The sequence below is a fragment of the Marinobacterium marinum genome (assembly GCF_013868415.1).
Taxonomy (GTDB): Bacteria; Pseudomonadota; Gammaproteobacteria; order Pseudomonadales; family Balneatricaceae; genus Marinobacterium; species Marinobacterium marinum.
Genome location: NZ_JACEMT010000049.1, coordinates 1 through 23,988, shown reverse-complemented (window position 1 = coordinate 23,988; position 23,988 = coordinate 1). Strand labels below are relative to the sequence as shown.

Annotated in this window: 25 protein-coding genes; 6 read left to right on the top strand and 19 right to left on the bottom strand. The window is 55.1% G+C overall.

Going from position 1 to position 23,988, the window contains the following annotated elements:
* Positions 1-59: 59 nt before the first annotated feature.
* The 7 genes from H1S06_RS09300 to trmH form a co-directional block, all read right to left on the bottom strand.
* Positions 60-905 (bottom strand): MliC family protein, encoded by an 846-nt coding sequence (locus tag H1S06_RS09300; RefSeq protein ID WP_181739474.1) that lies wholly within the window; start codon positions 903-905, stop codon positions 60-62.
* Positions 906-1,047: 142 nt separating this feature from the next.
* Positions 1,048-2,253 (bottom strand): L-2-hydroxyglutarate oxidase, encoded by a 1,206-nt coding sequence (gene lhgO, locus H1S06_RS09295; RefSeq protein ID WP_181739472.1) that lies wholly within the window; start codon positions 2,251-2,253, stop codon positions 1,048-1,050.
* Positions 2,254-2,265: 12 nt separating this feature from the next.
* Complete coding sequence (locus H1S06_RS09290) at positions 2,266-4,389, bottom strand: TRAP transporter permease (protein WP_181739470.1); 2,124 nt, start codon at positions 4,387-4,389, stop codon at positions 2,266-2,268.
* Positions 4,390-4,460: 71 nt separating this feature from the next.
* Positions 4,461-5,489: a TAXI family TRAP transporter solute-binding subunit gene (locus H1S06_RS09285; RefSeq protein ID WP_181739468.1), complete on the bottom strand. Its 1,029-nt coding sequence runs from the start codon at positions 5,487-5,489 to the stop codon at positions 4,461-4,463.
* A gap of 180 nt (positions 5,490-5,669) precedes the next feature.
* The gene (locus H1S06_RS09280; protein ID WP_181739465.1) at positions 5,670-7,037 is read right to left on the bottom strand and encodes a sigma-54-dependent transcriptional regulator; all 1,368 of its coding nucleotides are present in this window, start codon (positions 7,035-7,037) and stop codon (positions 5,670-5,672) included.
* On the bottom strand, positions 7,037-9,124 hold the full coding sequence (locus H1S06_RS09275; protein ID WP_181739463.1) for an ATP-binding protein: 2,088 nt from the start codon (positions 9,122-9,124) through the stop codon (positions 7,037-7,039). The genes H1S06_RS09280 and H1S06_RS09275 overlap by 1 nt, the downstream gene beginning before the upstream one ends.
* A 19-nt stretch (positions 9,125-9,143) precedes the next feature.
* Entirely contained in the window at positions 9,144-9,848 is a 705-nt protein-coding gene (gene trmH, locus H1S06_RS09270) for a tRNA (guanosine(18)-2'-O)-methyltransferase TrmH (RefSeq protein WP_181739461.1), read from the bottom strand.
* Between the two features lie 112 nt (positions 9,849-9,960).
* Here trmH and H1S06_RS09265 point away from each other — a divergent pair, with 112 nt between their 5' ends.
* A complete protein-coding gene (locus H1S06_RS09265) occupies positions 9,961-10,824 on the top strand; it encodes a prephenate dehydratase (protein WP_181739459.1) in 864 nt (287 codons plus the stop codon).
* A gap of 270 nt (positions 10,825-11,094) precedes the next feature.
* Here the strand turns inward: H1S06_RS09265 and trhO are convergent, their stop codons facing one another.
* The 4 genes from trhO to hda form a co-directional block, all read right to left on the bottom strand.
* Positions 11,095-12,084 carry an oxygen-dependent tRNA uridine(34) hydroxylase TrhO gene (trhO, locus tag H1S06_RS09260; RefSeq protein WP_181739457.1) on the bottom strand — a complete coding sequence of 330 codons (990 nt, stop codon included), beginning with the start codon at positions 12,082-12,084 and terminating at the stop codon, positions 11,095-11,097.
* Positions 12,085-12,169: 85 nt separating this feature from the next.
* Positions 12,170-12,967: a tRNA cyclic N6-threonylcarbamoyladenosine(37) synthase TcdA gene (gene tcdA / locus H1S06_RS09255; RefSeq protein ID WP_181739455.1), complete on the bottom strand. Its 798-nt coding sequence runs from the start codon at positions 12,965-12,967 to the stop codon at positions 12,170-12,172.
* Positions 12,960-13,184 (bottom strand): C1 domain-containing protein, encoded by a 225-nt coding sequence (locus H1S06_RS09250; RefSeq protein ID WP_181739454.1) that lies wholly within the window; start codon positions 13,182-13,184, stop codon positions 12,960-12,962. The genes tcdA and H1S06_RS09250 overlap by 8 nt, the downstream gene beginning before the upstream one ends.
* Positions 13,185-13,268: 84 nt before the next feature.
* Positions 13,269-13,955 (bottom strand): DnaA regulatory inactivator Hda, encoded by a 687-nt coding sequence (gene hda / locus H1S06_RS09245; RefSeq protein WP_181739857.1) that lies wholly within the window; start codon positions 13,953-13,955, stop codon positions 13,269-13,271.
* Positions 13,956-14,137: 182 nt separating this feature from the next.
* Between hda and purM the strand changes: the two genes are divergently transcribed.
* From purM to H1S06_RS09225, 4 genes are read left to right on the top strand one after another with little or no spacing between them, the layout of a single operon-like run.
* The gene (purM, locus tag H1S06_RS09240; RefSeq protein ID WP_181739452.1) at positions 14,138-15,196 is read left to right on the top strand and encodes a phosphoribosylformylglycinamidine cyclo-ligase; all 1,059 of its coding nucleotides are present in this window, start codon (positions 14,138-14,140) and stop codon (positions 15,194-15,196) included.
* A 1-nt stretch (position 15,197) separates the two neighbouring features.
* Positions 15,198-15,848: a phosphoribosylglycinamide formyltransferase gene (purN, locus tag H1S06_RS09235; RefSeq protein ID WP_181739450.1), complete on the top strand. Its 651-nt coding sequence runs from the start codon at positions 15,198-15,200 to the stop codon at positions 15,846-15,848.
* A 13-nt stretch (positions 15,849-15,861) separates the two neighbouring features.
* Complete coding sequence (locus H1S06_RS09230; protein WP_181739448.1) at positions 15,862-16,569, top strand: DUF3108 domain-containing protein; 708 nt, start codon at positions 15,862-15,864, stop codon at positions 16,567-16,569.
* Positions 16,566-16,832: a YfcL family protein gene (locus tag H1S06_RS09225; RefSeq protein ID WP_181739447.1), complete on the top strand. Its 267-nt coding sequence runs from the start codon at positions 16,566-16,568 to the stop codon at positions 16,830-16,832. The genes H1S06_RS09230 and H1S06_RS09225 overlap by 4 nt, the downstream gene beginning before the upstream one ends.
* A 44-nt stretch (positions 16,833-16,876) precedes the next feature.
* On the opposite strand, the gene H1S06_RS09220 is transcribed toward H1S06_RS09225, so the two are convergent.
* The 8 genes from H1S06_RS09220 to H1S06_RS09185 form a co-directional block, all read right to left on the bottom strand.
* Entirely contained in the window at positions 16,877-18,433 is a 1,557-nt protein-coding gene (locus H1S06_RS09220) for a phospholipase D family protein (protein ID WP_181739445.1), read from the bottom strand.
* Positions 18,434-18,483: 50 nt separating this feature from the next.
* Positions 18,484-18,903 (bottom strand): GNAT family N-acetyltransferase, encoded by a 420-nt coding sequence (locus tag H1S06_RS09215; RefSeq protein WP_181739443.1) that lies wholly within the window; start codon positions 18,901-18,903, stop codon positions 18,484-18,486.
* 49 nt (positions 18,904-18,952) lie between these two features.
* The gene (locus H1S06_RS09210; protein WP_181739441.1) at positions 18,953-19,522 is read right to left on the bottom strand and encodes a 1-acyl-sn-glycerol-3-phosphate acyltransferase; all 570 of its coding nucleotides are present in this window, start codon (positions 19,520-19,522) and stop codon (positions 18,953-18,955) included.
* A gap of 211 nt (positions 19,523-19,733) precedes the next feature.
* Positions 19,734-20,090, bottom strand: coding sequence for a hypothetical protein (locus H1S06_RS09205; RefSeq protein WP_181739439.1), 357 nt, complete (start codon positions 20,088-20,090; stop codon positions 19,734-19,736).
* A 337-nt stretch (positions 20,091-20,427) separates the two neighbouring features.
* A complete protein-coding gene (locus H1S06_RS09200) occupies positions 20,428-20,823 on the bottom strand; it encodes a hypothetical protein (protein ID WP_181739437.1) in 396 nt (131 codons plus the stop codon).
* Positions 20,824-21,033: 210 nt separating this feature from the next.
* Positions 21,034-21,396 carry a hypothetical protein gene (locus H1S06_RS09195; RefSeq protein ID WP_181739435.1) on the bottom strand — a complete coding sequence of 121 codons (363 nt, stop codon included), beginning with the start codon at positions 21,394-21,396 and terminating at the stop codon, positions 21,034-21,036.
* Between the two features lie 32 nt (positions 21,397-21,428).
* Complete coding sequence (locus H1S06_RS09190; protein ID WP_181739433.1) at positions 21,429-21,731, bottom strand: hypothetical protein; 303 nt, start codon at positions 21,729-21,731, stop codon at positions 21,429-21,431.
* Positions 21,732-21,889: 158 nt separating this feature from the next.
* On the bottom strand, positions 21,890-22,288 hold the full coding sequence (locus H1S06_RS09185) for a GFA family protein (protein ID WP_181739431.1): 399 nt from the start codon (positions 22,286-22,288) through the stop codon (positions 21,890-21,892).
* A 188-nt stretch (positions 22,289-22,476) separates the two neighbouring features.
* Between H1S06_RS09185 and H1S06_RS09180 the strand changes: the two genes are divergently transcribed.
* Complete coding sequence (locus tag H1S06_RS09180) at positions 22,477-23,520, top strand: IS110 family RNA-guided transposase (protein ID WP_181739429.1); 1,044 nt, start codon at positions 22,477-22,479, stop codon at positions 23,518-23,520.
* The last annotated feature ends 468 nt before the right edge of the window (positions 23,521-23,988 follow it).

Below are 23,988 nucleotides of genomic sequence, written 5' to 3'. Positions count from 1 at the left end.
ACAAGAACAGATTGCTGTCGCAGCCCGGCTCAGCCCTGTCGGGCTTGACCGACATCAAATCACTTCTGAGTACATTCCATTTCGGGCGCATCGGCACCCCAACGAATCAATGCACCGCCACGGCGCTCCCACAGAGAAGCATTACGTCCCTGATACTTCGCCCCACTGGCTGCAGGCTGGTTGTACATCAGTGACACGCTGTCGCCATGCTCAACAATGACAGTGCTCGGCTCGGTCTGGAAGTAGGTCGCCACGAACTCATTGCCGGGATTACCGCCGCACTGATAGCGCACCGGCTCCGAATGCTCAACCAGTCGATACTGCGCCTGCAGAGCCGCTATCCGCAGCCGATATTGGCTATCGACACACTGTTCAGGGTTACCGCTTTTCCAGCACTCGTCGCGCCCTTTGATCCAGCCACGTTGCTCAGCCTGCAGCACCTTGCGTCCCTGCCCTTCGGTCAGCGCCAGCGACTGCTGGTATACATCACCGAGCTGGCGATCCAGTGCCGACAATTCGGCACTATTGCACACCTGCTTTTCTGCTGCGCTCAACGTGTCAGCATCACACTCAAACGAGGGGCCCTGAGCCGTGCCCTGACGTTGCCTCAGCAGTTGTTCAACCTTGCCACACCACGCCGGACTGGACAGTTCAGGCATATCGGCAGCACCGCGCACTCCCAGTTTGAACTCAACCACCGATTTCCACTCGTCCGATCCCCAGTCGGGACCATGCCCCTGGCCATCACCGGTTCCGACACGCTGCTCCACGGATTCATACCAGGCATCCGTGCAGGCAACCGAGCCCGTCGGTTGTGCCCTGTCAGAAACGGACTGTTTGGGTGCCGACGCGACACACCCCAGGGTTGAAGCCACTGCCAACGAAAGTGCTAGCCAACGAAACATAGACAAACTCCTTGTGCTGAAAAGTCCACTCGAGTGATCCAGCAGACTTTATAATGCCGCTCTCGGGATTTCAAAATAAAAAAGCCCTGTCTACCACATGGCGGACAGGGCAAAGAATATCCCAGGCAAAGGGAATGACAGCTTAAGAAATACCGCGTTCGGCCACCTGATCAACGATATGTGCGCCGATCGGAATCGCCGAGGTTGCCGCCGGAGAGGGCGCATTGCATACCACCAGCGCTCGCTCGGTATTTACGAACAAAAAGTCGTCTACCAGCGAGCCATCCCGAGCAACGGCCTGAGCACGCACCCCGGCCGGGTAGGCACGCAGGTCATCCAGCGTCAGCTGCGGGCAGTACTTGCGTACCTGCTCCAGATAACCGCGCCGAAACAGGCTGTTTTTCATTTCCACCAACCCCGGCTTGAGGTTGCGTGCCAGCATTTTCAGCAGCCCCGGATAGGTCAACATTTCAGCCATATCCCGTACGCTGATGTCCGTTTTGCGATAGCCTTCACGCTTGAAAGCCAGTACTGCATTGGGTCCGACCGTAACGGTACCATCGATCATCCGGGTCAGGTGCACCCCCAGGAACGGCAGATCAGGATCGGGGATCGGATAGATCAAGTGGTTAACGATCTGATTATGCTGCGGCGGCAACAGGAAGTACTCCCCGCGAAACGGTATGATCTTGAACTCCGGCACCTGACCCAACATGCGAACAATGCGGTCGGACATCAAGCCGGCACAGGCCACCATAAAGTTGCCTGCAAAGCGCTCCTGCTCGGTCTCCACTTCCACGCTGTCCGCCAGTTCGCGGATGTTGCGCACTTCAGCGTCATAACGCACCTCCCCGCCATCGGCTGCCACCAGCTCGGCCATTTTCTCACAGATGCGCGTATAGCTGACAATACCGGTTGACGGGACGAAAATACCGCCCACTCCGGTAATGTTCGGCTCCCGCGCCTTGAGCTGCTCGGCATTCAGTACTTCGATAGGCAGCTCATTCTCGGCACAACGCCCGATGAGGCCCTGCATCCGCTCCAGCTCCAGCTCATTGGTGGCCACCAATAACTTGCCACACTCATCAAACGGAATGTCATGCTCGCGACAAAACGCTTTGGTGGCCTCATTACCCTCTTTGCAAAAACGCGCCTTCATGCTGCCCGGCGTGTAATACACCCCGGCGTGAATAACGCCCGAGTTATGGCCGGTCTGGTGTTGTGCCGGGCTATTTTCCTTTTCCAGAACCAGCACCCGTTTACCGGGAAAACGCTGTTGTAATTGGCGGGCCGTGGACAGGCCAAGAATGCCGCCACCGATCACGATAAAATCAAAGCTACTCTGCATCACTTAATCCCTTCAAACGGCTTCAGCCGGCGTCAAACGACGGCTGTACATAAACAGGGCGACAAAGGCCGCGGCGGCAATCAGGTCATAGACCAGGTGACCATGCGGATAGAGCAGGCCTATGGCACAAACGCCACTGAACAGGCGCAGGGCAAGGTTCAACGGCCCTTCAAGATAGCCTTCCATGAATCCGACAAAGGCATACAGACCCAAAATGCCGAAAATGAATACGGTAATCACTTCATCCGGGCTGCCACCGATAAAGCCGGTATAGGCGAACAGCAGCGGAACAATGTACAGCCCCTTGGCGATCTTCCATGCGGTGAAACCGGTCATCATCGGCGGCGTGCGCGCAATGGCCGCTGCCGCAAACGCGGTCAGACAGACCGGCGGCGTTACGTTGGAGTCCTGTGACAACCAGAAGATGATCATGTGGGCCGCCAGCAGAATCATCGCCAGCTTGTCGGCATCAATGGCCTGATCCAGCAGCTGACCCTTGAAGTCGGATGGAATTTGTTCCACCAACGCAACGGCCTGTGCTTCACTCATCGGTGCAGCCAACGCCGTCAGACTGTTCGGGTCTACCAGCATGAAGATGGCACGCGCGGTTTCCGGCAGATTGCCGTTTACGATCAGCTCGATCAGTTCGCGTTCGGCCATCAGGCTGTACAACGCCGGAGCCGAGAGCGTAGCCAGTACGATATAGGCAGCCGTTACCGGCAGCCCCATACCCAGCACCAGCGAAGCCAGCGCTACCAGCACCAGGGTAATCAGCAAGCTGCCACCGGCCCAGTCGGTTACCATCAGCGAGAACGTATTGCCGATACCGGTCATGGCCACCACATTGACCACCAGGCCAACGGCAACCAGCAACATGGCGGTCGTGGCCATGTTTTTCGATCCTTGCGCCAACGCGTCAAAGATATCCCGGAGCCCCATTTTCTTCGGCGAAATCCAGGAAGCCAGCACAACCGCAATAATGGAGATGCCTGCCGCATAGGTCGGGGTAAAGCCGTAAATCAGCAACGCCACCAGTACCACCAGCGGCAGCAGGCAGTGCCAGCCCTCTTTCAGCACCTCTTTCACCGGACGGACATTCATCTCAACCGCATGTGCATGGCTGCGGCGCGCCTCTACACGCACATAAAAGCCGACCGACAGGAAATACAGCAACGCCGGCAGCGCCGCAATGGCGATAATTTCCACATAGGGAATCTGGGTATAGGATGCCATGATAAAGGCTCCCGCCCCCATGACCGGTGGCATCAGCTGACCACCAGTGGAAGCTGCCGCCTCGACACCAGCAGCGAAACGCGCCGGGAACCCCGCCTTGCGCATCAATGGAATGGTGATCACACCGGTCGATACGGTATTCGCCACCGATGAGCCCGAAACCGAGCCCATCAGGCCGGATCCCAGTACTGCCACAAAACCGGGCCCCCCGATCATGCGACCGGCAGCACAGCGCGACAATTCGATAATAAAATCACCTGCACCGGACTTCACCAAAAAGGCGCCGAACAGGATAAACATGAACACATAGGTCCAGGAAATGCGGGCAATGGAGCCGAACATGCCCTCGGACGAGAAATAGCTGCGATACAGCACGGTTTCCAGGCTCAGGCCCGGAAAGTTGAACATGCCATCGATGTACTGCCCCCACCAGAATACATAGGTGAGCGAAAACAGGATCAGCGACGGAATGAACCAGCCGGTGGTCCGACGCGTCATCTCCAGCGCGACCAGAATGGCAGCAACGGCCACGACCCAGTCCGTGGTATTGAAATGCACGCCGCGCGCGTAAAGCGCATCTTCAAACAGGATCAGGTAAACCGTCGTTCCCAATGCTACCAGGCCGATCAATACATCGACCGCGATACTCCAGCGTGTATCCCCGTGCTTTTTCGACAGCGGCACCATAAGGGCGCACATCAGTGCAAAGCCGGAAAAATGAATGGCCGACACCCAGAGTTCAGACAGGGTGCCCAGCGTATTGAAATAGATATGAGCCAACGCGAACAGAACTCCGGCCCAGTAAACGAAGCGGCCGGTACCGCCTTGTTCGCTGCGCTGGGTCAGCTCCATCGCCTTCAGTTTCTCGGCGGTCTGTTGGTCGGTTTGAGTGGAAGCAGACATCACGTCATTCCTGATTGCTTGTTTCTAGGGGGAGACGATCGGCCAAAAATGGCCGATCGCGACCGAGACGCTTATTCGGCGATCAGATGGTCCGGGATGACAACGCCCACTTCACGGTAGTAGCGCACAGCACCCGGGTGCAGCGGCACCGGCAGGCCTTCAATCGCTTTTTCAAGCGCCATTGCCTTGGTGGCTTTGTGGATGCTGTTCAGGAACGGCAGGTTTTCATAAATGGTTTTGGTCAGCAGATACACGTCTTCTTCGCTGATATCATCACGCACCGCCAGGAAGTTGGGCTGCGCCATCGTGTTGATATCGCGGGTCTGACCCGGATAGGTATTGGCCGGAATCACATAGCGGGTCCACAGCTTGTAGCTGCCGTTGGCCTGCGCCATCTGCTCATCGGTAAAGTCCAGCACACGGATATCTTCGCCCATGGCTGCATAAGCGCGGGTGATGGCAGAGGCCGGCACGCCAGCCGGAATATTCATGCCGTCGATGGTGCCGTTCTGCAGTGCGTCAGCTGACGGACCATATCCCATGTAGGCCAGATTGAAGGCATCGGCATTGATGCCCAGGTTGCCAAGAATCGTGCGCCCCGACCCTTCGGTGCCGGAGTTTTTCTTACCGATGGAAAACTTTTCGCCTTCCAGCGCCGCCAGGTCGCTGATTGTACCGCTCTGGGCATATTTGCCACGTACAACAAAGTGCTCCACGTTCTGCCACAGCATGCTGACGGAGCGCAGCTTTTCCTGTTTGCCGGAGGCTTCCATCGCGCCTTCGCCGTTCCAGGCCCAGGCACCATAAAGGCCCTGTAGAATGGCGAACTGGGCTTCGTTTTCACGCAACAACTTGATGTTTTCACCCGAACCGGCCGAGTTGATGGCCGACATGGAGATTCCCTGAGTCGGCTCCAGTTTCACCTTGGTCAGGGTCGCCAGTGCTACGCCCACCGGATAGTAGGTTCCGCCCGTTGAAGCGGTTGCCATGATGTACGAGCGGTTCTCGGCTGCCTGCACCAGCATGGAGGATGTCGCCACCGCACCCAGCGTCAGTGTCAGGCCCAGCGCCTTGATCAGCGTACGTTTACCTTGATTCATAGTGTGTTCCTTATACCTGTTGTCAGTTTTGTTTGTTGTAGTGACAGGCAGATATTGCAGGAAACGGGCCAACATTAATCAAATCATAAGCATTTGAATTTATTGACAATAATATTCATGGAACGATTAAATAAGCAAAAAACGGCCGATATAACCCCATACCGATAAGCCGTTTTTCGCCTATGAAGCCGTAAAATCGCTCCGATTCAGACCGTACCGCTGCATTTTCTGGTTCAGCGTACGCCTGGGCAGGTCCAACATTTCCATCACTGCCTTGATATTGCCCTGATGTTCTTCGAGCGCAGCGCGAATCAACCGCGACTCGTATTCTGCAACCTGTACCGCCAATGGCAGAGACTGACGACTCATGACCGGCGCACTCTGCATCGGCTGCTGACGCGACAACAGCTCCACCAGACTGGCACGCGGATCAATGCCATAACGGATCGCGATGTTTTTCAACTCACGCACGTTACCGGGCCAGGCGTAGGACTGCAGCGCATCCAGGTCATGGTCTGACAATGGCCGTGGCTCACGATCATAATCCAGCGCGCCCCGCCGCACATAATAGGCAAACAGCAGCGGCACATCCTCGATACGCTCTCGCAGCGGAGGGATATGCAGCTCTGACACATTCAGGCGATAGAACAGATCCTCACGAAAATTGGGGTCCTCACGCAGGTCCACCTTCGCGGCAGCCACGACTCTGAGATCAACCGAGATCGGCTTATTGGCCCCCAGCCGCTCGATTACATGTTCCTGCAGCGCACGTAACATTTTGATCTGCAAATGCTGCGGCATGCTTTCGATCTCATCCAGGAACAGGGTGCCGCCACTGGCATATTCAAACTTGCCGATACGGCGTTTGGCCGCGTGAGTAAACGCCCCTGCCTCATGACCGAAGAGTTCGCTTTCGATCAAGTTTTCCGGGATCGCACCGCAGTTGATCGGCACAAAGGCATGTTTGCTGCGCTTGCTGTACTCATGCAGACACTGGGTAATCAGCTCCTTGCCGGTACCGGTTTCACCATACACGATCACATTGGTATCCAGCTCCGCCAACGCCAGAATTTCCCGGCGCAACCGCTGAATCGCCGGAGATACGCCAATCATGCGCCCATCCAACCCGCTTTGCGTCGCCAAATTCTGCTGCAGGCGCAGATTTTCCAGCGTCAGGCGCCGCTTCTCGCAGGCCCGGTGAATCCGCTCAACCAGGCGATCCGGCACATACGGCTTTTCAATGAAGTCATAGGCTCCGTTCCGCATGGCCGCCGTCGCCATATCCACATCGCCATGGGCGGTCAGCAAGATGACCGGCATATCCGGCGCACGCACCAGACTTTCCTGCATTAACTGCAAACCATCCATGCCCGGCATGCGTACATCCGTCAGCAGAATGCCTGCACTGGCAGGGTCGATCTGCTCCAGTGCATCTTCCGCACGGCTGAAGCTCCTGACCTCAAAGCCTGACAGCTCGAGCCATTGCGCCGTCGCCTCACGCACCATCGCCTCATCATCCACCAGCAGCACCAGCCCGTGCGTACTCATTATGCCTTCACCTCGCTATTGCCCTGATCTGCGGCTGCATACAGCGGCACTTTAATCCGAAAACAGGCGCCTTCGGAGGTATCCAGAATACGGATATCACCTCCCAAGTCCCGCAGAATACTGCTGACAATGGCCAAGCCCAGACCCAACCCCTGCCCGACCTCTTTGGTCGTAAAAAACGGTTCGAACAGCTGCTCCCGAATATCGGCATCAATACCGGGGCCGTTATCTCTCACATCAAAGATGATCGACCGCTCCCCGGTATTGACCAGCTCCAGCCACAAATGATGAGGGCCCGGCAGAGACGACATGGCATCACAGGCATTCTTGATCAAGTTGATCAGCACCTGTTCGTAACGTGCATTGTCACCCGCCACCAACAGGTCGACAGGTGGCGGCGTGTAATGCAGCTGCAGCGCCAGCTCTTCAAAACGCCCCCTGAACATTTGCAGCACCTGAGTTGTCACCTGCTGCAGCGATACCGGCTCGATCCGCTCCGGCTTACGGTACGCAAAGATTTTCAACTGCCCGGTAATCAGCGCCATGCGGTCCAGCATCTGCTCCTGCTGCTTCAGATTCTTGTTCAGAGCCTCGGGCTGCGCCAACAGACGCTCGGCAATGGCCAGATAGGTACGCATGGCCGTCATGGGCTGGTTCAATTCGTGGACAACCGATGCCGACATCCGTCCCAAGGCCGCCAGCTTCCCGGCCTGCACCAGCTCGGCCTGCGCTTCTTCCAGCGCCCGAGTACGGGCTACCACTTTCTGCTCCAGCGATTCATTGGCCTCGCGCAACGCCTGCTCCAGACGCTTGCGCCGGCTGATATCGATGACCGTCACCAGGTAGCCAAGTTCGGGATGGTGCGTCATCTGCCGAATTGAGACCATCATCGGAAAGGCACTGCCGTCGCCACGCTGCCCCACCGCTTCCAGCCCCGTCAACGGTCGAAAGCGATCCGTGCCCAGCGCCCCCAAAGCCTGCTTCAGAGGCAAGGCCGTGAAGCCTTCTCCCAACAGCCGCAGAATCGACTGGTTGCGAATATGCTCCACCGAAACACCGAAAATCTGCATCGCCATCGGATTGATCAACTGCACCTGACCGCAGGGGTCAACATGAATCAGCCCTACCTGGGCAGTATTGATAATGTCGCGCTGCTGCTGCTCGCTACGCGCGCGTTCCTGCATTCGCTCCAGCTGCAGGCGGCGTTTCTGTCGCGATTCGCGCAGGTACAGCAGCAATAGCCCCAGGGCCACACCACCCCCCAGCACACTGCCGCCCACCACGCGGGCACGATATTGCGCGGGCCGTATGTCGGTCAGAACCGAGACGCTCCACCCCAAATCATCCAGTTGCACCGATTGTTGCAACGACACGCCCGCATCTCCCCTGACCCGCTCCAGCACCGTGCCATTATTCAGCTCCAGCGGCGCTTCACGGGTTTGCGGCCAGTGCGTGTCCGACTTGAAAATCAACTGCCCATCGGCAGCACGTATCACCAGCGGATACTCAATGGCCAGCTGCTCGCGCAGCTGCGACATATCCAGCCGCATCACCGCCACACCCGCGAGACGGTCGGTATAAACCGGCGCCGACATGTACAAACGCGCATACCCCTGAGGAGCATAAAACTGCAATTCAAACCCCTGCTCACCGGCAATAGCCTGCCGGAAGTAGCCCTGATCCCGCTGAGACTCGAGCGGGAACGCCTGCTCCTCGCGCCAGTTGCTGAAAGCCAGGGGCTTGCCCTCTGCATCCAGCACAAACAGCGCCGAGGAGCCCGCGACCAGATTGATCTGCTCCAGCACTCGGTTAACGGTTGCCTGATGTGTCGATTCAGGCTGCAGCAGCCGATGAACATCCGTATTTTGTGTCAGCAGGAACGGCAGGTAGCTGTACTGGTCCAACGCCAGACGCATCTGACTGATACTGGTCAGCAGACGGTCCGATCCCTGCACCTGCAAGCGTGCGAGTGCCCAGTCCCGCGACCAGGACCCGGCGAACCAGGCCAGCCCGGCCACCAGCAGTATGTACAGAAAGGCCAGGCCACCGATGGAGTAGCTTGAACGCCCCGACGTCTCACGGGCCATGAAGAATCCTCGCAGGGTATCAATCCGCTGTTTGTGCAGGCGCGGTGCCCGCTGTCACCTGGTCGTTCCATTCGCCGGGGGCCAGCATTTCACCCCGCTCGTCATATTCAGGATACGCCAGATTCTGGCGATGGCAGAACTCGGCCACTTTCGGATAACGCGCTTCAAACATCTTGCGAGCGATCCAGGCAACCGGCATCCGCGCCCGGTCATAGAACCCGGCTTTCAAGCGCTGATCAATCACTTCAGCCAGGATAATACCGGCCGCCGTCGACACATTCAGCGAGCTGACCACACCCTGCATCGGGATAATGATATGCCGATCAGCCTGCTCGGCAGCGCGGGGGCTGATACCCTCTTTTTCTGCTCCCATCACGATGGCGCAAGGCTCGGTATAGTCCACTTCGCGATAGGGAACAGCCTGCTCCGAGAAGTGCGCCGCGTAAACTTTCATACCCCGAGCCCGCACCCCCTCAATGGCAAGATCCAGCGTATCGTGCAGCGCCGTGTCCACCCAACGATCCGACCCCAGTGCGGTACCCCGGTACTGTTGATACCCCTCCTTGGGCTTAACCACCTGCACTTCGGCGATGCCTGCCGCATCGCAATTGCGAATCAGGGCCGCAATATTGCGGGACTTGTGTACCTGCTCGGCGATCAGAGTCAGATCAGGTTGACGACGCTGTAATACAGCCAGCAATTTTTGTTCACGTTCCGGGGTCATAGGCGCTCCTCCAACGGGCGGCAACAGTAGCAAATGCGGATATTTTTTTCAGCCGACACGCCAGCTGTGCCATAATGCTGTCCTTGTTTTTTTCAGCCAATGTATGGATACCATGACTCAGAACACTACCATCGCCTATCAAGGCTACCAGGGTGCCTACTCACACCTGGCCTGTCGTCGCGTTCATCCCGAACTGACCCCGAAAGCCTGTGAGTCCTTTGTAGAAGCGATGTTTATGGTGGAGCGCGGCGACGCTCACCTGGCCATGATTCCGCTGGAAAACTCCACTGCCGGTCGCGTGGAAGAGATCTACCGACTGATGCCCAAAACGCGCCTGCACGTGATCGGCGAGCACTTTGAGCCGGTCAACCACTGCCTGCTCGCGCTGCCCGGCACACGTCTGGAAGATATCAAAACCGTCTCTTCACACCCCCAGGCACTGGCCCAGTGCGCCGAAAACCTGCGTTCGCTGGGTATTACCCCCATCGCAGCACTGGACACCGCCGGCTCGGCTGCCGAGCTGGCCGAGCAACAACAGCCCGGTCACGCGGCCATCGCATCAAGCCTGGCAGCAGAACTCTATGGTCTGGAAATTCTGAAGGAAAACTTCCAGGATAAAAACGGCAATACCACCCGCTTCTTTATCCTTTCCAAGGATCAGATGATCCCGCCTCTGGAACCGGAGGTACGCTACATGACCTCGCTGATGTTCCGCGTCCGCAACATTCCGGCCGCGTTGTACAAGGCTCTGGGCGGCTTCGCCACCAATGGCGTCAATATGGTCAAACTGGAAAGCTATATGGCTTCGGAAACCATGAAAGTTTCCAGCTTCCACCTGGACGTGGAAGGACACCCTCACCAGCAGGCAATGAAATTCGCCATGCAGGAGCTGCACTTCTTTGCCGAAGAGGTCCGCGTCATCGGCACCTACGAAGCACACCCCTTCCGCCTCAGCCATATGAACCTGGAGCTGTAAGCTCGCAGCGGACATGGCACCACGCGCCCGCTATCGGCGGGCGCTATTGCTGCGACGCACAAAATACCGGCGGCATTAGAACATATTCATCTAAGCACCCCATTGTGCGCCGCACAAAAAAAGGCGATAGTTAAACCGTCCTGGCAACAGGGCGCGAGAGAACTCTGCTCGTCTTCAACATCTCTCGCTTTTCCGTTTCCAACTCTGGCCGTTTTGAGTTGTATGCACTTTGTTGCCCCTCTTCTCTGAAGAGGGGCTTTTTTTTATCGCTCAATCAAGTGCTTGGCGCTTTTTCTGTGCTTCCCGATGTTCAGCCTTCAGCTGCCGACGCTGTTCGATAACCGTATTGGCATCCGCTCCCAGATGCGCCTCGCCACGTTCACGCGCCAACTGCGTCTGCTTTTCGCGCTGCACAAAACGCTCACGCTGACGATCGGTCAGGCGATCATGACAATGCGGGCAGCTGACGCCCTTCTGATACTTGTCGCTGGCCTTGTCGTCCTCGGTAATCGGCATGCGGCAAGCGTGGCACTGGTCGTAGTCACCCTTTTCCAGACTGTGATTAACCGACACTCGGTTGTCGAAGACAAAACACTCGCCCTCCCACATCGTCTGCTCTTCCGGCACCTCTTCGAGGTATTTCAGAATGCCGCCTTCCAGGTGGTATACCTCGTCGAAACCCTGCTCTTTCAGGTAGGCGGTCGACTTCTCGCAACGGATGCCGCCGGTGCAGAACATCGCCACCTTCTTGTGCTTCTGCGGATCCAAGTTATCCTGCACATACTGCGGGAATTCACGGAAGGTATCAGTCTGCGGGTTGACCGCATTCTTAAAGGTCCCGATCTGCACTTCGTAGTCGTTTCGGGTGTCGACCAGAATGACGTCCGGATCGGAGATCAGCGCGTTCCAGTCCTGCGGTTTGACATAGGTGCCCACCACACGCTTGGGATCAATCCCTTCGACCCCCATGGTCACGATCTCTTTTTTCAACTTGACCTTGGTGCGGTAGAAGGGATTGCTCTCGTCGAAGGATTCCTTGTACCCCAATTCAGCCAGGCGCGGATCGGACTGGAGCCAGGCCAGGACGGCATCAATACCCTCACGGCTGCCGGCAATGGTGCCGTTAATACCCTCTTTCGCCAGCAGCAAAGTGCCGCGCACTCCCTGCTCGACCATCAGGTCATACAGCGGCTGACGCAGCTGCTCAAAGTTTTCCAGAGTCACGAATTTATACAGTGCACAGACGACGGTGCTGGACATGGTATGTTCCTGTTCTTGCGGTCCGGAGCGTAAATCCGGAGCATGACTGACGGAGCCGCCTTCAAAACAGGCGGCCCCTGGTGAATCAGAGCGCCAGCTCTCGCGCTGCTCGCTCCTGAAGCTTTTTCAATACACGCGACACGGCCACAAAGCCGAAGGTCGCGGTCACACATGTGGTGGCACCAAAGCCACCGGCACAATCGAGTCGCGTGCCGTTTTCCATCACGCTCTTCTGCTGACAGACACTCCCGTCAGGCTGAGGATAGCGCAACTGCTCTTCTGAATAGACACACTCAACGGCAAACCGACGACCACTGCTGCTGAACCGATAATGCCGACGCAGGAAAGAACGCACCTTGGCCGCCAGAGGGTCCGTTTGAGTACGCGTCAGATCCGCAACCCGGATCAGCGTTGGATCAACCTGACCGCCCGCTCCCCCGATAGTAATCACCGGCACCTTATGCCGCTTGCACCAGGCAATAATGGCCGCCTTGTCCTTGACACTGTCAATCGCATCAACGACATAGCTCAAATCATCATGCAGCAGCTCGTCCAGATTGTCGCGACAGGCAAAGGCTTCGATCTCGTGTACCAGACAATCAGGGTTGATATCACGAATACGATCCGCCATCACCGCCACCTTGGACTGCCCGACCGTCGATGCCAGCGCATGCAGCTGGCGATTGGTATTGGTCACACAGACATCATCCAGGTCAATCAGCGAAATTTCGCCGATGCCGGATCGAGCCAGCGCTTCCGCAACCCAGGAGCCAACACCGCCGATACCGATAACGGCAACATGCGAGCGCTGAAACAGAGCCAGTCCGTCCAGACCGTACAAACGGGCCGTACCCCCAAAGCGCTGAGCAATGGCCTCATTCATCGTCAAATGCATCCTCGGTCAACTCGGTCAGAATCGTTTCTCCGCACTGACTGCATTTACCTTCGATAAAGACGATACCAAAGAGTTCATATTCTTCGGGATCACGCATTCCCAGCCCCAGCTGCTGACAGTGATCACACCAGGTGTCCGTCAGAAAAAGCTGCTGTTCTTCAGGACTCCTCAGGCTGAAATCTCGCGGCACGCGGCTTTCGCTCATAGTTCAATAACCATTTCAGAATGTGCATGAAAATTCGGCAGACGGTGCACCGCCACTACCCGTCAGCAGCGGACATCCGATGATTCACCAGCCCATCACCTGTTTGACGAAGGGTACGGTTATCTTGCGCTGTGCGCTCAGAGAGGCCACATCCAGCTTATCCAGCGTCACCAGCAGATGCGCCATATTGCGACTGCCATGATGCATCAGATAACGGATAACATCATCACCCAACTGCAAACCCCGCGCCTGTGCACGTGCCTTCAGCGCCACCACTTTGGTATCGTCATCCAGCGACTGCAACTGGAACACCATGCCCCAATTCAGGCGAGACTCCAGGTCCGCCAGCTTGATGCCCAACTTGGCAGGCGGCAGGTTGGCCGCAATAATCAGCACATGGCCATTGGCCCGCATGCGATTATACAGATGGAACAGGGCCTCTTCCCACGCGGCATGACCGGCAACCTGTTCCAGATTGTCGATACAGACCAGATCCAGCTGGTCAAAGTCTTCCAGTATGCGTGGGCCGTAATCTTTCAGTTCGGCCAGAGGAAGGTACACCGCGCTGCGGCGCACCGGATCGGAAGCGTGGCAACAGGACTGCAACAGGTGCGAACATCCCGTGCCGGCATGCCCCCATATGTAAAGGTACTGTTCGCCGAAGCCGGACGCAGCCTTCTCCAACGCGGCACAGACCAGTCCGTTGCGACCACGCACGAAATTTTCAAAGCGGGCATCGTCGCGAAGACCAATCCCAAGAGGCAACTGCATAGGAGCAGCGGTACGGCTTTTGTCTTTCTGTGTCACTGCAAGCGTCTTAATGGTTCAGAAAACCGAGTTTTACATCCGGCCAATAAATGACGCGCGTAACTCTAACACAGAGCGCCCGCAACCTGATAAACTAGCGTGATATTTTTTACCGATTATTTATCGCTTTAAAGGTTGACTCTCCCATGTCTACAGGTTCTGAAAAAACTTCCCTGAGCTACAAGGATGCCGGCGTTGATATTGATGCAGGTAACGCCCTGGTCGAACGTATCAAAGGCGTCGCCAAACGCACTGCCCGTCCTGAAGTCATGGGTGGACTGGGTGGTTTCGGTGCCCTGTGCGAATTGCCGGCCGGCTACAAGCAGCCCGTACTGGTTTCCGGTACCGACGGTGTTGGCACCAAACTGCGCCTGGCCATGGAGCTGAACAAGCACGACACTATCGGGATTGACCTGGTTGCCATGTGTGTCAACGACCTGGTGGTCGCCGGTGCAGAACCGCTGCTGTTCCTGGATTATTACGCCACCGGCAGCCTGAACGTGGATATGGCCGCCGATGTGGTAACCGGTATCGGTGCCGGCTGTGAACTGTCAGGCGCCGCTCTGGTCGGTGGCGAAACCGCCGAAATGCCGGGCATGTACGAAGGTGACGACTACGATTTGGCCGGTTTCTGCGTCGGCGTGGTCGAAAAGGACGAAATCATTGACGGCAGCAAGGTCCAGGTGGGAGACACCCTGATCGGCCTGGCGTCCTCAGGCCCGCACTCCAACGGCTACTCGCTGATCCGCAAGATTCTGGAAGTCACCAGTGCCGACCTGCAACAGCCTATCGGCGACAAGACCCTGGCCGAAGCTCTGCTGGAGCCGACCCGTATCTACGTCAAGCCACTGCTCAAGCTGATTCGTGAATCTCAGGTTAACGCCCTGTCCCACATTACTGGCGGCGGCCTGCTGGAAAACATTCCGCGTGTACTGCCCGCCTCTGCCAAGGCCGTCATCGACGTCAAATCCTGGGACATGCCGCCGGTATTCACCTGGCTGCAGAAAGGTGGCAACGTAGAAACCCGTGAAATGTACCGCACTCTGAACTGCGGCGTAGGCATGGTCATCGCCGTACCGGCAGAAAAAGCCGATGAAGCGATCGCCCTGCTGCAGGCCGAAGGCGAAACCGCCTGGTTGATCGGCCAGATCGAAGCGGCCGATGCAGGCGAAGAACAGGTTGAACTACGCGGCCTGGAGGCCTGAGATGGCGCCAAAACGGATTGTAGTACTGATATCCGGCAGCGGCTCCAACCTGCAAGCCATTCTGGACCAGACGCTTGACGGACAGATCCGGGGCAATGTCGCGGCGGTGATCAGCAACCGCCCCGACGCCTACGGCCTGACCCGAGCCGAGCAGGCGGGCGTCGACGCCCGCCTGCTCGACCACAAACAGTTTGCCGACCGGGAAAGCTTTGATGCAGCACTGGTCGAACTGATCGACAGCTATCAACCCGACCTGGTGGTACTGGCCGGTTTCATGCGGATTCTGACGCCCGAACTGGTGCGGCACTATCACGGACGCCTGTTTAACATCCACCCCTCCCTGCTGCCCAAGTACAAAGGGCTGCATACGCACCAGCGCGCGCTGGAAGCGGGCGATGAGGAACACGGCTGCACGGTTCACTTTGTAACCGAGGAACTGGACGGAGGGCCGCTGGTCATACAGGCCAGGACCAATATCGTCCCCGGCGAAGATATCCAGAACCTGCAACAGCGCGTCCATCAACTGGAACACAAGATCTACCCACTGGCCGTTCAGTGGTTCTGCAACGATCGTCTCAAGCTCGGAGAAAGCGGCGTTCAACTTGATCATGAATGCCTGCCGGAATCCGGTTACCAATACACCACCCGCTAATCACGGAGGTTGTATGCGCCTGACACTCCCGACCCTGCTGACCGGCTGTCTGCTGGCCAGCCTGCCCGCCCATGCCGACACGTCTCACCTGCCGGCATTCAAGGCCACCTATACCACCGCCTTTGACATGGGCATTTCGCTCAGTGGCGAGGCGGTACGCGAGCTGAAACAGACCGAAGGCGGCCAATGGCGCTTCAACTCGGAAGCGTCTGCCATGATGGCCGGCATCAGCGAAACCACGCTGTTCAATTACCACCCCACCGAGCCGATTCAGCCCGTCAGCTACCGTTATCACCGCAAGGTACTGGGCAAGAGCCGCAAGGCGAATATCGACTTTGACTGGGCCAGCCAGTCGGTAACGACCGTCGTCAAGGACACACCCTGGAAAATGCAGGTGCCGGCCGGCACCCAGGACAAACTCAGCTACCAGCTGCAGCTGCGCCTCGATCTGCTGGCAGGCAAAGACAGCATGACCTATTCCGTAGCGGACGGCGGCAAGCTCAAGGAATATCAGTTCAAGGTCACCGGCGAAGAGGAAGTCGTCACGCCATACGGCCGCTACAACGCTGTACGCGTCATGCGTGACCGCGGCGAAGACGCCGACCGGGAAACCCTGCTCTGGCTGGCTCCCGATCTGGACTACCTGATCATTCGCCTGGAACAAACCGAGTCCGACGGCAAAACCTACGCCCTGCTGCTCAAAAACCTGGAGACGCCATGAGCGAAAGCCTTATCAACCTGATTGAGACCCGTCTTTTGGCCCGTGAACAGGCCGCACTGGAGCAGCCGGACGAGCTGTTCTATTGCAGCTACCTGATCAGCCACCTGAATCTGGTCGCCGCCGAACTGCCCGAGTCCGAAGAAGCTTTCTTGCACAACCTGCAAACCAGCCTGGACAGCGCCTTCACAGTTGACCAGCTCAGCAGCCAAGACAAATCCGGCATCCAGAACCTGTGGGATACCGTCTGCCTCGGCACTGCCTGAACCTCGGCAGCACGCAACATTCCCTTGCGTGCTGCTTTTATCGCCTACAATTGAGAATCAATCGGCAATACACGCAACAGCCCGACACCCAAACGCTGCCAAACACTGGTATATGGCTCAACATCAAAGACCACGGGCTGATCACCACTCCATCCATCCCAGCGCAGACGCTCACTGCCGAACGACCCTTGTTCCAACGAAACCCTGAAAGCAACCCGATCAATATCGTGCTCGAACCACTCCAGCATTTCCTGTGCGATCTCGGGCACTTCCAGCACAACGCCGACTTCTGAATTCTCCACCAGAGAACGCGGATCCATATTCAGCGAGCCAATAAACACCTTCTCCCCATCCAGCACAAACGATTTGGCATGCAGACTGGCCTTGGACGAACCGGTAAAATTCCACCCCTCCCGCTTGGCTGGCGCTCTCACCTGACGGTTCATCTCGTACAACTCCACCCCCGCCCGCAACAACTCTCGCCGATAACGGGCATAGCCGACATGCACGACCGGCACATCGGTCGAAGCCAAAGAGTTGGTCAAAACCCTCACCCTCACGCCTCGCTCAACCAGGGCTTCCAAAAACTCGACACCTTCCCGGCCCGGTACAAAGTAGGGGGAAAATATCAGCAGACTCTTCTCCAGCTCCAGAAAATACGGCTCCAGCTCCCGGCTCAAATGCAGCTCGGTCTGACGCCGATCCGTTACCAGCTTGTCCGGATCATCAGACACCAGCCTGGCCTGCCCCCATACCAACGACAAGGAACCGGCATTCAACTGCTGCGTCAGCCAGGAATTGCGTAACGCATCAAAATAATACGCATAGTCGTGCGCATGCTGCTCAATATACTCCGAGGAGTAATGACGAAAACGCCGTGCCGCCAAGGCATCCAGCGGTGAATCCACCAACCGGGCAACAGGATAAGCCAGATCATGATTCCAATAGGCATCAAAAGAGCGGGCCGCATCTGTTGCAATCGGGCCAAAACCGACCACATCCAGATCACCAAAAGCCAACGCCGGATCCGCTTCAAAATACTCGTTGCCGATATTACGACCACCCAGGACCACCGCCTGCCCATCCACGATAAACAGCTTGTTGTGCATGCGACGGGTAACACTGCCAAAGCGGGTAATGAACTGTGACAACCGCCCCAGATGACGGCCAAAAGGATTGAAAATACGCACTTCAAAATTGGTCAGCGCAGCCAGCGCGGCCACACTCTCATCACGGCCTTCCAGCCCCATATCATCCACCAGCAACCTGACACGCACCCCGCGCTCGGCAGCCTTCACCAGCTCATCCAGGAACAGATGCCCGGTCATGTCATCGTGCAGCAGGTAATATTGAGCATCAATGCTCTGCTCGGCTTCGCGCGCCAACGCGACACGCGCTACAAAGGCATCAATACCGCTATCCAATAGCTGGAAGCCAGAAACATCAGCCGCCAGCCCGGCTGCCGAGACACGGCCAAGACGGGTATCTTCCGTGTCGGCCAGCTGATAAGACTCCAGACGCCCCGTATTCTCGGGCAGACCTGCGCACCCACCCAGCAGCAGTCCCAACGAACCAACCACGGCTCCCCAATAATTGGACACGATGCACTCCTATGGCTGTTGATGAGTCCGACTCAAGTAGCCCACAGTCATTACAGATATTTTTCCATATGTACATGAGGGATCCCGGCATCCATGAAAACATCCCCATACCGGGAAAATCCCAGCGTGCCATAGAAATCAATCGCATGGGTTTGCGCCCCCAGGTACACACGCTCACAGCCTGCCCGCGCCGCTTCCTCCATCAAAGCGGACACGACTTTGGCTCCCAGGCCCCGCCCCCTGAACGCTTTCAGGATGGCAATGCGCCCAATGTGCCCATCTGCCAGTATACGTCCGGTCCCAACGGGACGATCGTCAGCCATGACCAAGACATGCACGGCCGCCACATCCAGATCATCAAACTCCAGCTCTTTCGGCACCTTCTGCTCCCGAATGAACACCTCTTCGCGCACAGCCCGAATAGCCTCCGCATTCGGCTCTCGAAAATCGACTTTGATCAGGGTGTACATAACGCCTCTCAATTCTACTTCTCAACCCGACATTCTTCCGCCCGGCCTGTCAAATTTTGATGTAGCGCTCCGGATGTTTCGGCGACACTCCGTTATAAAAGTCCAGTATCGTCCGCAAATCTTTATCCAAATCCCCACTGGGATACACCACCTTCCCGACACCGGCCTCTTTCTTATCATAATCAAGATAGCCCAACAGTATCGGTACATTCGCCTTTAAAGCTACCCGATAAAAACCGGTTTTCCAGCGCGTTGCAGGTGCCCGACTGGCCTCCGGCGTGACCAGTACCGTAATCTCTTCCGCAGCGTCAATATAGCGGGCCATCTCCTCAACCATGTCAAGCCGCCGTTCTCCTGCCTTCTTGACTGTACGGTCGATGGGAATGGCTCCCAAAGATGACAACAACAGACTGACCGGGAAAATCATCCACTCTTTTTTGATGGTGAACCTCGGGTTCGGCAGTCCCATATAGGAATAGGCTGCCACCAGATAGATAAAATCCCAGTTGCTGGTATGCGGAGCCCCAACCATAACGCATTTTTTGATATCGGCAGGTGGCTTCGAGACGATTGACCATTTATTGAATTTGAAAATCAGTCTGCACAAGAGTTTGAACATAACACTCCATAACAAAAAACAAGATGCCGGAGCATACTACCTTGACCTGCGCGACCAACGGAAGCTTTCGCCGCACTCGACTGCTCATGCCGGCCCTGCCTGTACTATTGCCGATGCCAGGCCCGCGCCACGTACTTCACCCGCACCGCTGGCCATTGAGACCAGGCATAGAAAGCACAGCAAACATCCTTCACTTTTTCATAACTCATCATCAAAGCCCGGCATTATACTGCTTCACCACATCATAAAATGCGGGCCTCACCTGAATGCTGCCATTGGTATCCACAACGGGAAGATCATATCGTCTTGTGGCAATTCCGGCGGCTTCCATCCTGGAATGTAAAACATCAGCTGTAGCTTTTTCATCAACGACAAAATATTCATACTTTATTCCGGACGCCGCCAAATCAGCTACCATTTTTCTTGTAATGCTACAGGAATCACGCCCATAGACCGCAACATAAGGCTCTTCATATAATGGTTTAATTTCATTTCCTCTATGTTTTTCCCATAGTTGAAAAGAACCAAATGCAATAATGGCAAATAATATAATTTTATTAACCGTCATGACTGAATCATAAAACCCAAAAATAAATATATTATGAAAATGTTTATTTATTGTTCTAACTCTAGATGCGAATGATAAACACGTTTTTAACGCAATTTCGGTATTCGATACTCCGGTGGCATTTGGAGAAATGACAATTAAAAATGGGACCCAGTTGGCCCTCTATCTCATAGCCCACCCTTTCACACAAACACTTTCCTGTTCGCTTACTCAAAGGACTACCTCCCTGCATGCCAAAAGAATAACGCATCAAAACGTCCACTTTTTTAACTTCGACCTCATTTGGAAAATCAAAGTGCATAAAGCAACTCATCAATAATGACATGAAGCTTACACACTAAATATCGCAATAAAAATGACCGCAATACGTCAGAGATGAGTTTGAAACTGGTGCTTTCCTCAAAGAAAACCCACCTAAAGCCTGCTCATAGACCAATACAAGTATGTTTGCATCTAAAGATCTGGATCTTATATGAGCTATATCTGACTTGCTGATTTTTATGCCGGACAGGTAACCAGGGTCAAAGTCTATTGTTTCAATAAAATCTTCATCTAAATATGGGCCAATATTGCTTAGCATATTATGGGATGGATTCCTATCCTCCCAAGCCGCGTACTCCTCATCAGAAGCTGACTCTGATGGCTCAGCCTCCCATTGAGGCTGAGAGTAAAGACAGGCTTCCTCAATACTTTCGAATGTGCCTGAGAAGACATAAACAGTTGTTGCAGACATCGGTTAACCCCCTCCTTGGATAGGATTCCAAATGGATCCATTAGCTGCCACATCCCGCATGGTGATAAAGTTGCTTGGTAAAAAGCGCCGGGTTGGTTTTGTATCTCTCCTTCATCGCCATAATGGGTGGCATGGACTTCAGCGCTGACTGCGGCAGTTGATGATTATATTGCGGTCCGAACCGCATAACGGCTGAAATGCTGCAACTTACTATGCATGCTGAGCCACCTTGCGAGATGCCACAATGAAAATGATGAGCGGCAGCCATATCACAATAGCCAGAACTGCCGCTTTGAAGCTATAGGGCGCAAACATTACCCCGTAGACCGCCCACGCCGGAAGGTTGAGCCAGGCCGACACAATGTCAGATGCCCAAAACCCCTGACAGTGAAAACCAATCACCATTGCATCAGTAAGATAGCAACCAGCAGATGCAGCGGTCAGCTCCCCACGCCCGATGAATACTGCGACCAGGATATCTGCCAGCACGGCCAAACCGACCAATGCCAGCGCTCCACCTGATAGTTTTTTGGCGATTGGCCAGCTCATCATCCTGCATAACAGTCTATTCATAATAGTCCATTACCTTATAATAATTATAAAATCTAGTCTCCCGCACAAACCACCTTTTGGTTTGTCCTAACGGCAATACTGAAAAAGCTTGATAATCGGAGGATGAGTAATTTAAATTGTGTATTTAAATGAATATTTAATGCATTCAATTTTAACAGCTCAAATATAAGATCGCTCGCTTCAGCAGAAGAAAAAACAACATCCCCATAAAAATTTAAATGTATTTTATTTAACTGAGGATACTCTTTTTCATCGCCATTGATCATGGATAGTATGTATTCCTCTTGAGCATCAATCGAATCATGCTCGCTACCGATGTACATATCAAAAGCCATTCATTTTCCCTGTTTTATAACGCCTTTATAACCATATGGGACGTGACACCGCTGCCTCTTTAAATGCTCGCACTCCACTGCAACGTGGTTATATTCAACGCTGAGTGAAGCGGCAGCTGAAGGCCGTCCGCCTTACTAAGCAACGGGTGATCACTGTTTCAGTCATACCCCGCATTCTGAGGCAGATCATCCATGATTTCGAACCAGGGTGCCTTACTGCCGACGAACACGTGGCGCTCGGCTTTTACTCCAGGGTCGGTATCGAGTGTGCCAAGAGGGAAACCAAAGATCTCAGGTGCTGCATCGAATCTCGTGTATAGACTGGAGCCGCAGTTTGAGCAGAAGCCTTTGTGTTCACCTGGAGAGGATTCATAGAACTTCAGTAATGCCTGACCTTTGACCGTATTCCAAGCCGAGGATTGCACCTTAGCGCGAGTTCTGAACGCAGAGGCATGATGTTTGCGACACATTGAACAGTGACAGTTCAGAACATCGGTCAGCGGACCGTTAATTTCGTACTGAATTCCCCCGCAGAGACAACTACCTGTTTGCTTCATTGATGCACCTCCTTGTGTGATAACGTGTATAATAATGCCGTGCGAAGGAGCCGAAAAAGCGTAGCTTTTGAAGACCCCAATGAGCACAGAACGATCTTGAGCACTTGATACTGATTGAGCCTTCTCCCCCAGCTCAGCGGTTAACCCGCTAAGCTGGATGGCGACCAAGCACAAAAAGGAGAAGACTCATGAACTTCTACCATAGCACTCATCAGTATTATTGCGGTATCGATCTGCATGCCCGCAGCCTCTACGTATGTATCCTCGATCAATCAAACGAAACTCTGCTACATAAGGAAATCCCCGCCAATCCCGAAGCTCTGTGCCGTTTGATCGAACCCTATCGCACTGATCTGGTGATCGGCGTCGAATGCATGCATTGCTGGTACTGGGTTGCTGATTTCTGCGAGGACAACGGCATTACGTTTATTCTTGGTCACGCTCTGTATATGCGTGCTATTCATGGTGGTAAAACCAAGAACGATCGTATCGACTCCTATAAAATCGCAGCCCTGATGCGCGGCGGTAATTTTCCCTTGGCCTATGTCTATCCCAGGGTCATGCGTGCTACCCGGGACTTGCTGCGTCGTCGCACCCATATCGTCCGCCACGGTGCCGAACTGAAAGCCCATGTTATCAACACGACCAGCCAGTACAATTTGCCGCCCAACAAGGTCAATCTGAAAACAGCCGGTGCTCGCAAACAGTTAAGGAGCACCTTTGACCAGCCGGAAGTCCAACGCAATATCGATCTGGATATGACAATCCTGGACTGCTATTCCCAGGAGCTTTACCGCTTGGAGCGGTTCATCGAACAGCAAGCCAAACAACACAACCCTTTGTATCTACAGGTGCTGCGAACAGTACCGGGTATTGGTCGAGTGCTGGCTCTGACCATTCTGTATGAAATTGGCGATATTCAGCGTTTCGATTCGGTGCAGAAATTTGCCTCCTATGCCCGCCTGGTCAAATGCAAGGCCGAGTCCACCGGTAAGAGCTACGGCACTCAGGGTAACAAGATAGGCAACGCTCATCTGAAATGGGCGTTCTCCGAGGCGGCTGTGCTGTATTTGAAAGGCAATCCCAAGGCACAACGTTACCTCCAGCGGCTGCAGAAACGAATGAGCAAGGCCAAGGCTCTATCAGCACTGGCTCACAAGTTAGGCCGAGCGGTGTACTTCATGTTAAAGAACGGGACGGTATTCAATGAACAACGATTCTTAGCGGGTTAGTCACGCAGCGGGGTGAGCCTAAAGCCTAACTGGATCTTTCCAGAGCGTATCCAAAGCCGGTGTCTGCTGACTGATCCTTGAGATCCAAACCGGTTTTGTACGCCGCTTTGAAGCGCGTTCACTTGATTAGCCGCTCCGCTGGCGTGCATCAATGCCCTGAGCCAGTGCGCTTACACCGGTCCTGAGCCTGAATCTAACTGGAGCCTGTGCAACCTGTCATTTGAATAGTGCCGGAGGCCGGTTAACCGATGAATGTCTAGCGCCCCTGACCACCCCAAGGAGCCGAACCGGTCAGGCCACGGTGTTCAACCGTGATAAGAGAGCCTCTATATGTGTTTGCTGTAAGTGCATGAACAGCCGACTCAGACAGACGAAGTAGTCGCCCTCGTTCAGGGTTTTGTATTGGCTGCTCATGCAGCCAATGAAAATACTATTGCCTATTGACACCGAGAAGGCTCATATGTGTTA